Genomic DNA, 9,522 nt, shown 5'->3' on the forward strand with positions numbered 1-9,522 from the left:
TTGTAATCCTGGTGTTATCTGGCTGTCTGTTCTGGCCCTGTCGCCGGCAAGCCAGCTTCCACAGGTACAGCACAGTTGCTGAATTTAGTGGTTTACCTGTGGGAGCGGGTTTATCGAGGCGTCGAACCGCCGCGAAGAGGCCAGTGCAGGCAATAGAAGGCCACATTGCAGGACTGTAATCCCCGCCTCACCTTGCCGTTAGCTAGCCCTCGCTACGATGGCCCTGTCTGATCGGTTACCACGAGGCAAACACGATGAACCTGACCAAATACCTGCTGTTGGCCACCCTTGCCCTGGGCAGCGCCAGTGTTTACGCCGAGGGCGGTGCGGAGCGCTCCAAGCAGTTCTGGCAAGCTTTCCGCGAAGACCAGCAGCGGCTGCATGGCGACAAGCAGCAGGCCGTTGCCGAACGCGAGCGCAAAGCGCAGGAGAAGGCCCGCGAGGTGGCCAAAGACTGAGCTAACAGCACCTGCGCCGCGACGCTCCTCGCTGCAGGTGTATTCAGGCGCCCGACCGGGCGCCTTTTTTATTTGCGCGCCACCAGTGTTGCGCGACGAGGGGCAGGCAGGCCTTCGATGGTTTTGCTGTGGTCGTTCGGGTCGAGGAAGTCGCCCAGCGACTGGTAGCGCATCCATTCGGTGCTGCGCTGTTCCTCGACGCTGGTCACGCTGACATCGACGCATCGCACATCGCTGAAACCGGCGCGGCGCAACCAGCGCTCCAGGGCAGGCACCGACGGCAGGTACCAGACGTTGCGCATCTGCGCGTAACGGTCTTCTGGTACCAGTACCTGGTTTTCGTCGCCCTCGATCACCAAGGTTTCCAGCACCAGCTCGCCACCTTTGACCAGGCAGTCCTTGAGCGCCAGCAGATGCTCGATGGGCGAGCGGCGGTGGTAGAACACGCCCATGGAAAACACCGTGTCAAAACCTTCCAGGTTGGCAGGCAGGTCTTCCAGGGCGAAGGGCAGGTGCCAGGCCGGCAGCTCCGGCAAGTACTGTTGCACGGCCTGGAACTGGCAGAAGAACAGCCAGTTGGGGTCGACGCCAATGACCATGTCGGCGCCGGCACCGAGCATGCGCCACTGGTAGTAGCCATTGCCGCAGCCCACGTCGAGCACGCGCTTGCCCTTGAGGTCCAGATGCGGGCCGACCCGTGACCACTTCCAGTCCGAACGCCATTCGGTGTCCACATGCACACCGAACAGGTCGAACGGCCCTTTGCGCCAGGGCGACAGGCCCATCAGTGCCTGGCGCATCTGCGCGCGTGTGGCGTCGTCGCAATCGCAGTCCAGGCGCAGCCCGTTGGCCAGGTCGACTTCGCTCGGTTGCAGGGCGGGCAGGGCGTCGAGTGCACCGCGCCAGCGGTCGAGGTCACCGTGGCCCTTATCCAGCTTGGCTTCCAGTTGCGCTTGCAGGCCTTGCGACCAGGAAGCCAGGGGCGTGCCCGCCAGGCGGCGGACGAGGGGGGACAGATCGATCATGGCAGGGCTATCAACGAGGCAAAGTTAAGGCATTGGAACCAGGGCACCACCTTCGAGAAGCCGGCGGCGCGCAGGCGCTCCTGGTGGGCTTCAAGGGTGTCGGGCCTCATCACGTTTTCGATGGCGCTGCGCTTCTGGGCAATTTCCAGTTCGCTGTAGCCATTGGCACGCTTGAAGTCCAGGTGCAGTTCATTGAGCAGGTCCTGCTCTTGCTCATCGGCGAAGCGCAGCTTTTCCGAGAGGATCAATGCGCCGCCGGGCAACAGCGCCTGGCGGATACGGCCGAGCAGTTCCAGGCGCTGGTCGGGGGCTATGAACTGCAGGGTGAAGTTCATTGCCACTACCGAGGCGGGCTCGAAGGGCAGGGCCAGGATATCGGCTTCCAGCACTTGCACCGGCAGCAGCTCCTGGAACATCGAGTCCTGGGCGGTGAGGTACTGGCGGCAACGCTCGACCATGGCGGCGGAGTTGTCCACGGCAATGACCCGGCATCCGTCACTGCGCACGTGGCGGCGCAGTGACTGGGTGACGGCACCCAGGGATGCACCCAGGTCGTACAGCGCGGTGTTTGGCTGGGCGAAGCGCGCGGCCAGTACGCCGAGGTTTTCGACGATGGTTGGGTAACCGGGCACCGAGCGCTTGATCATGTCCGGGAACACGCGCACCACGTCTTCGTTGAAGACGAAGTCGGGGACCTGCTCCAGAGGTTGGGCAAATAGACGGTCGGGTTGTTTGCTCACGGCGAATCCAGGCGGCTGGTGATATGCAGGGGGCGCATTCTAGCCAAACCGCAGCCTGGATGCATGGTCGGCTGACCAGCGCTGTGCGTTCAGTTGACCCGAATGGCGCAATCGAAGGTCTGCACCGGGGGCACTTCTGGGGCCCAAGGCTGCTGGTAGACCAGTACCAGGTGGCCTTCGCCAGTGGCGCGGGCCTGGTAGCGCCAGGTCGAAATGCCCGAGTTGCCAACGATACCGGCGTCTTCAGGGGCGCTGTAGACCTCGGGGCCAAGGCTTTGCAGCACGTTGGTTGCCGGGTTCTGCACCAACCAGCGGTAACCAGTGGTGGGGTTGCTGGGCAGCGTCAGGGTAAGGCTCTGGCCGACTTGCAGGCGCGTGGGGCATTCGCTTTCGGCATCCAGTTCGACGGGCTGCGTGGGCTGTTGGGCGCAGGCAGAAAGCAGGGCGAAACTCAGGGGAACGAGCAGACGAGGGGCGGTCATGTTGGCTCCGGAGGCTGGCGATGGCCTGAGGATAACCGATGCTGATGGGGTTTTGTGTTGCCTGTGCGGGCCTCTTCGCGGGCAAGCCCGAGAAGAGGCCGGATCAGGTCAGAAGAGGACTTTGGCCACGTCGGCAAAGCGCTTGGCGAAATGCACCGTCAGGCCTTCACGCAGGTAGTCCGGCAGTTCCTCGAAGTCCCCTCGGTTAGGCTCCGGCAAGATCAGCTCGAAGATCTTCTGCCGCCGCGCCGCAATAACCTTCTCACGCACACCACCAATCGGCAGCACCTGGCCGGTGAGGGTCAGCTCACCGGTCATGGCCACACCTTTCTTTGGTGCCTGGTCGCGGGCCAGCGACAGCAGGGCACTGGCCATGGTAATGCCGGCACTTGGGCCATCCTTGGGTGTGGCCCCTTCAGGCACATGCAGGTGGATGAACGCTTCGTTGAAGAAGCCGGGGTCACCGCCAAACTGCTTGAGGTTGGAGCTGACGTAGCTGTAGGCGATTTCGGCCGATTCCTTCATCACGTCACCCAGTTTGCCGGTCAGCTTGAAGCCGCGGTTGAGGGTGTGGATACGGGTCGCCTCGATCGGCAGGGTGGCGCCGCCCATGCTGGTCCAGGCCAGGCCGGTGATCACGCCTTTGCCGGCCAGCACCTGCTCGCTGCGGAACACCGGCATGCCGAGCGCGGACTCCAGGTCCTTGGTGCCAATCTTCAGCTTGGCCTCGGGGTCTTCCAGCAGCTTGACCACTGCCTTGCGGACCAGCTTGCCCAGTTGCTTCTCCAGCTGGCGCACACCGGCCTCACGGGCATAGCTTTCGATTACCGTGCGCAAGGCGCTGTCGCTGATGCTGAGGCTGGTCTTGGCCACGCCGGCCTTTTCCAGCTGCTTGGGCCACAGGTGGCGCTTGGCGATGGCCAGTTTTTCTTCGGTGATATAGCCAGACAGGCGGATCACTTCCATGCGGTCGAGCAACGGCCCGGGGATGGAGTCGAGGGTGTTGGCGGTGCACACGAACAGCACCTTGGACAGGTCCAGGCGCAAGTCGAGGTAGTGGTCGAGGAAATCAACGTTCTGTTCTGGGTCGAGGGTTTCCAGCAACGCCGAAGCCGGGTCGCCCTGGTAGCTCTGGCCCATCTTGTCGATCTCGTCGAGCATGATCACCGGGTTCATCACTTCGACGTCTTTCAGCGCCTGCACCAGTTTGCCGGGCTGGGCGCCGATATAAGTGCGGCGGTGGCCCTTGATTTCGGCTTCGTCACGCATGCCGCCAACGCTGAAACGGTAGAACGGCCGGCCGAGCGACTCGGCAATGGACTTGCCAATGCTGGTCTTGCCGACCCCGGGCGGGCCAACCAGCAGCACGATCGAGCCGCTGATCTCGCCTTTCCAGGCGCCCACGGCGAGGAATTCGAGGATGCGCTCCTTGATGTCGTCGAGGCCTGCATGGTGCTGGTCGAGGACCTTGCGCGCATGCTTGAGGTCGAGCTTGTCCTTGCCATACACGCCCCATGGCAGGGCGGTGGCCCAGTCGAGGTAATTGCGGGTGACGGCGTATTCGGGCGATCCGGTTTCGAGGATGGCCAGCTTGCCCATTTCTTCATCGATGCGCTTGCGTGCCTGGGGCGGCAGGGTCTTGCCTTCGAGACGCTGCTCGAACTGCTCCAGGTCGGCACTGCGGTCGTCCTTGGTCAGGCCCAGTTCCTGCTGGATGACCTTGAGTTGTTCCTTGAGGAAGAATTCGCGTTGGTGCTCGCCGATCTGGCGGTTTACCTCGGCCGAGATCTCGTTCTGCAGGCGCGCGACTTCCACCTCCTTGCGCAGCATCGGCAAGACTTTTTCCATGCGCTTGAGCATGGGCACGCAGTCGAGCACTTCCTGCAGCTGGCTGCCGGTGGCCGAGGTCAGGGCGGCGGCGAAGTCGGTGAGCGGCGATGGGTCGTTGGGGCTGAAGCGGTTGAGGTAGTTCTTCAGCTCTTCGCTGTACAGCGGGTTGAGCGGGAGCAGTTCCTTGATCGCGTTGATCAGTGCCATGCCGTAGGCCTTGACCTCGTCGGTCGGCTCGGCGGGCTGGCGCGGGTATTCGACTTCGACCAGGTAGGGCGGGCGGTGGTGCTTGAGCCAGGTGCGGATGCGTACCCGGGTCAGGCCCTGGGCAACGAACTGCAGCTTGCCGTTTTCGCGGCTGGCATGGTGCACCTTGACCAGCGTGCCGTACTGCGGCAGCGCCGCGGTGTCGAAATGGCGGTGGTCTTCTGGCGGGGTGTCCATGAAGAACAGTGCCAGGCAGTGGTCTGGTGACTTGGCCACCAGGTCGAGGGTTTCGGCCCAAGGTTCTTCGTTGACGATGACCGGCAGCACCTGCGCCGGGAAGAACGGGCGGTTGTGGATCGGGATCACGTAGACCTTGTCCGGCAACTGCTGGCCGGGCAGGGCGAGGGCGTGGCTGGTTCCAGCCTGGGTGGTGGTGTGTTCGACTTCGCTGTGTTCGTCGGGGTGTTCCGGGAAATCCTGCTGGTCGCTCATGGGGCACCTGCGTAAATGACTATGGTGCTTAGATGGGGCGGGGGGGGATGGGTTTCAATGGTAGACCAAGGCCGCAGGGGAGAGGCTTCATCTTTGGGTGCCTGTACTGGCCTCATCGCCGGCAAGCCAGCTCCCACAGGTAATCCACTGCTTTCAAGGCCTGTGGAGTACCTGTGGGAGCTGGCTTGCCGGCGATGAGGCCAGTACAGGTGAATGAGCCCCTGAGGAGGGGCTCGGCAGCTTTATTCAGCCAGTTTGTAAGCGATGATGTAATCGCCCATTTTTGTACCCAGTGAGCCATGCCCGCCGGCAGTCACCAGCACATACTGCTTGCCGTCCTTGCCGGTGTAGCTCATCGGCGTGGCCTGGCCACCTGCTGGCAGGCGGGCTTTCCACAGTTCCTTGCCGTTGTTAACGTCATAGGCGCGCAGGTACTGGTCGAGGGTGCCGCTGAGGAAGCCGACGCCACCTGCAGTGACGATCGAACCGCCCATGCTTGGCACACCAACCGGCAGGCCGATCGGCACTGGGGTGCTGTCGCGGGTGGTGCCGTTCTTGTGCTTCCACACCACCTTGTTGGTGAACAGGTCGATGGCGGCGACATAGCCCCAGGCCGGTGCCTGGCAGGGTACGCCCAGTGGCGACATGAACGGGTGCATGGTCACCGCGTACGGCGCGCCGGTATTCGGCTGCACGCCGCTGGTCTCGCTTTCGCGCTTGCTGCCCTCGGCCACTTGCTCACGCGGGATCATCTTCGACACGAAGGCCATGTAGTTGGGCGAGGTGAACAGCAGCTGGCGCACCGGGTCGACCGACACGCTGCCCCAGTTGAACACACCTACGTTGCCAGGGTAGACCAGCGAACCTTGCTCGGACGGCGGGGTGTACTGGCCTTCGTAACGCAGCTCGCGGAACTGGATGCGGCACAGCATCTGGTCGAACGGCGTGGCGCCCCACATGGCCTGTTCGGTCAGCTCTGGGCCAAGCAGGTTGAGGTCGGAGCGGGCCTGGGTCGGCGAGGTGTGGTCGCCCTTCACAGCGCCTTGCGGGGTGGGGATTTCGCGAATCGGCACAATCGGCGTACCGTCGCGGCGGTCGAGCACGTACAGGCTGCCTTGCTTGGTCGGCACGATGATTGCCGGTTTCACGCCATCGTTGGTCTTCAGGTGTACCAGAGTTGGCTGGCTGCCGACGTCCATGTCCCACAGGTCGTGGTGGGTGAACTGGTAGTTCCAGCGGGCCTTGCCGGTGGCCAGGTCGAGGGCGACCACGCCGGCGCTGTACTTCTCGGCGCCCGGGGTACGGTTGGCGCCCCACTGGTCCGGGGTCTGATTGCCCAGGGGCAGGTAAATCATGCCGAGGTCTTCATCGACGCTGGCGATCGACCACATGTTGGCCGAGTTGCGGCTGTACATCTTGCCGGCAGCCAACGGCTTGGTGTCGTCCGGGTTGTTGCTGTCCCAGTTCCACACCAGGTGGCCGTCGTGCACGTCGTAGGCACGGATTACGCCGGATGGCTCGTTGGTCGACTCGTTGTCGGTGACGTGGCCACCGATGATGACCAGGTCACGGGTGACCGCGGCTGGCGAGGTGGAGTAGTAGCCACCCGCAGTGAACGGGCCGATGCCGGTGGTGAGGTCGATCACGCCTTGGTTGGCGAAGCCTTCGCAGACTTTGCCGTTGTCGGCGTTGATGGCAATCAGGCGGGCGTCTGCGGTAGGCAGGTAGAGGCGGCGCGGGCAGGCCTGGGCCACGGCTTGGCCGGCGTCGGTAATTTTCGGCGCAGGGCTGCCGTCGCGGCTGATGTAGCGGTTTTCGTCATAGTACGAAACGCCACGGCAAGTCATGTGGGCAAAGCCTTTGAAGGTGCCGACCGGGCTCTTGACCTGCGGGTCGTAGCGCCAGATTTCCGCGCCGGTATCTGGGTCCAGTGCTAGCACGCGGCTGTGCGCGGTGCAGGCGTAGAGCATGCCGTTGACCTTCAACGGGGTGTTCTGGTTGGTCAGCTCCACCGGGTCGTTTTCGGTTGGCAGGTCACCAGTGCGAATGCGCCAGGCTTCTTCCAGGCGGTAGGCGTTCTGCGGGGTGATCTGGCGCAGCGGCGAATAGCGGTCGCCATGCTCGGTGCGGCCGTAGGCCTGCCATTCGCCGTCGGGCATGGCCGGGGCGGCACTGGCCATTTCGCTGCTTTCGCGGCCCAGTTCGCCGAACACTTCGCCGGGGTGGGTGAACTGGCTGGCCAGGGCACAGGCGCCCGAAGCGACCACTGCAACGCCCAGCAGCGCGGTGTTGGCTTTGTTGGCCGGGCCAATCAGTGGGCGACGTGCCCAGGGCAGCAGCAGCACCACGCCGATGGCGAACCAGAGGGCCAGGCGTGGCACCAGTTGCCACCAGTCCAGGCCCACTTCCAGCAAGGCCCACACGGTGCTACCCAGCAGCACCAGGCCGTACAGGCCCAGGGCGATACGGCGCTGGGCCAGCAGCAGGATGCCCGACAGGGCAAAGCCGATGCCGGCGATCAGGTAATACAGCGATCCGCCTACCTGGCTCAGCTTGATGCCACCGGCCAGCAGCGCCAGGCCCATCAGTAACAGCAGCGCGCCGATCAGGCGCGGTAGCCAGCGGCTTCCATTGTTGGCACCTTCAGTGCTCATCGTAGGTTCTCCGTCAGGTCAAAAAAGGGGGGTTAGAAACTGCTCTGGATCTTCAGGCCGCCGATCAGGGCGCCATCGACCTGCGACACCCCGCCCGGGTGGCGGATGTACTGCAGGTTGGGGCGTACCGTGAGCCAGTCGGCCAAATGGATGCCGTAATACAGCTCGGCGCTGTACTCGGTGTCCTGTACTGGCAGGAAACCAGGGTTGTCGTAGTCGTCGAGGCCGGCGGCCTGGTTGGCCAGCCGGGCGTTCTTGCGGTAGGCAGGGTTGACGTGCACGCGGGCCAGGGCGAAACCGATGTCGTCCTTGGCGCGAGCGTCGAAAGGCCCTTTGTATACCAGCCCTGCCTGCACATAGTTGTCGATGGCATTGGTCTTCTTGTCGTGCACCGTGGCGTTGGCGAACAGGCTCAGGCCACGCGACTGGTCGGACGCCAGCGAGGTCACCTGCTGCTGGGCGCCGAGCCACAAGCCGTGCTTGCTCGAACTGCTGCGGTAGGCGGCGCCACTGAGGGCTGCCGGCTGGCCGTTGCTGTCGTTGAGAACATCCTGTGCCTTGGCATTACTGTAGTAGTAGCCAGCGCGATATTCCCCTTTCAGGCCATTGAGCCGTGGGCTCCACACCAATTCGACCGGCATCACCGCGCCCTGGGTGCCGCTGCCGCTGAGCTTGAAGCCATTGCCCGATTCGAGGTTGGAAGGGTTCTGCTCGAACACGCCGACCTGGGCGTACAGCTCGGGGGTGAGGTTGTAGCGCACGCGCAGGGCCCACTGGCTGACCGGCCAGTTGTACCAGATGCCACCTACCCAGTTGCCCACCTGCGAGCCGCAGAAGGCCAGGTTCTGGAAGTCGCAGGGGAAGCTGTTGAAGTCCTCGCCTTCGCCGAAGCGGCCGAATTTCACGTCCAGCGCGCCATCGAAGTACTTCTGCTTGATCCACATCTGCGTCAGCCGCCAGGTTTCGCCACGGCCCCAGACTTCCTGGGCCGAGGTGAAACCGCCGACACGCGGGTCGTTGATACGGTCGTTGCTGATGTTGTCGCCGTGGCGCTCGGTGATGGTCAGTTGCAATTCGGTGTCGTGCCAGCCGAGGATCTTGTCCAGGTCCAGGTGGCTGCCAAAAGTGAACTGGTCGCTGTAGCGCGCGGTGCGGTCGTGGTTGTAGCCACCGTGCAGGTTGCTGCCCATCTCGCCGGTGTAGCCAAGGGTGAAGTCATAGCCTTGTTCCAGCAATTGGCTGCGGGTACCGCCCCAGTCGCCGAGCATCCACGGGGAGTCGCTGGCAAACAATTCGCTGGCGCTGGTGGCAGTTGCCAGGGCGCTGAGGGCTAGGCCGATGTAACAGGTTTTGGGCAGTTGGAGCATGAGATAGCGCTATCTTTTGATTATTGAAAAAACGGCAAGCGCATCGAAGGGCGGGCCCTTCAATGGATATGGCGACAAGATGGTTTCGATGAAGCGTTTCAGCTTGCGGTGGGGAGGATATAGGGGAAGTTGTAAGAAAAAAAGACAAAATGTCGCAGTTGATTGTTGCTCGTTGGGTAATAGTACAGATGGTGAGAGGGCAATGGAGGACCTGTGGAAGCGGGTTCAACCCCGAATGCGGGGGGGGCCCTAACAAACCAATAGCGG

Annotated in this window: 7 protein-coding genes; 1 reads left to right on the top strand and 6 read right to left on the bottom strand. The window is 63.2% G+C overall.

Annotation, left to right across the window (positions count from 1 at the left end):
• Positions 1-254 precede the first annotated feature (254 nt).
• Positions 255-458, top strand: coding sequence for a hypothetical protein (locus ABE456_RS15335; RefSeq protein ID WP_003252072.1), 204 nt, complete (start codon positions 255-257; stop codon positions 456-458).
• 68 nt (positions 459-526) lie between these two features.
• On the opposite strand, the gene cmoB is transcribed toward ABE456_RS15335, so the two are convergent.
• The 6 genes from cmoB to ABE456_RS15365 all read right to left on the bottom strand — a co-directional run bounded on the left by cmoB (position 527) and on the right by ABE456_RS15365 (position 9,255).
• Complete coding sequence (gene cmoB, locus ABE456_RS15340) at positions 527-1,483, bottom strand: tRNA 5-methoxyuridine(34)/uridine 5-oxyacetic acid(34) synthase CmoB (RefSeq protein ID WP_346644669.1); 957 nt, start codon at positions 1,481-1,483, stop codon at positions 527-529.
• Positions 1,480-2,223, bottom strand: a complete 744-nt coding sequence (gene cmoA, locus ABE456_RS15345; RefSeq protein WP_041166579.1) for a carboxy-S-adenosyl-L-methionine synthase CmoA — start codon at positions 2,221-2,223, stop codon at positions 1,480-1,482. Before cmoA ends, cmoB begins: the two co-directional genes overlap by 4 nt.
• A gap of 89 nt (positions 2,224-2,312) precedes the next feature.
• Positions 2,313-2,705, bottom strand: a complete 393-nt coding sequence (locus ABE456_RS15350; RefSeq protein WP_346644670.1) for a protease inhibitor I42 family protein — start codon at positions 2,703-2,705, stop codon at positions 2,313-2,315.
• Positions 2,706-2,813: 108 nt separating this feature from the next.
• On the bottom strand, positions 2,814-5,234 hold the full coding sequence (gene lon, locus ABE456_RS15355; protein WP_346644671.1) for an endopeptidase La: 2,421 nt from the start codon (positions 5,232-5,234) through the stop codon (positions 2,814-2,816).
• Positions 5,235-5,476: 242 nt separating this feature from the next.
• Complete coding sequence (locus ABE456_RS15360) at positions 5,477-7,888, bottom strand: glucose/quinate/shikimate family membrane-bound PQQ-dependent dehydrogenase (RefSeq protein ID WP_346644672.1); 2,412 nt, start codon at positions 7,886-7,888, stop codon at positions 5,477-5,479.
• 32 nt (positions 7,889-7,920) lie between these two features.
• Positions 7,921-9,255 (bottom strand): carbohydrate porin, encoded by a 1,335-nt coding sequence (locus ABE456_RS15365; protein ID WP_346644673.1) that lies wholly within the window; start codon positions 9,253-9,255, stop codon positions 7,921-7,923.
• Positions 9,256-9,522: the final 267 nt, after the last annotated feature.

This window comes from Pseudomonas sp. TWI929 (assembly GCF_039673335.1).
Lineage (GTDB): Bacteria > Pseudomonadota > Gammaproteobacteria > Pseudomonadales > Pseudomonadaceae > Aquipseudomonas.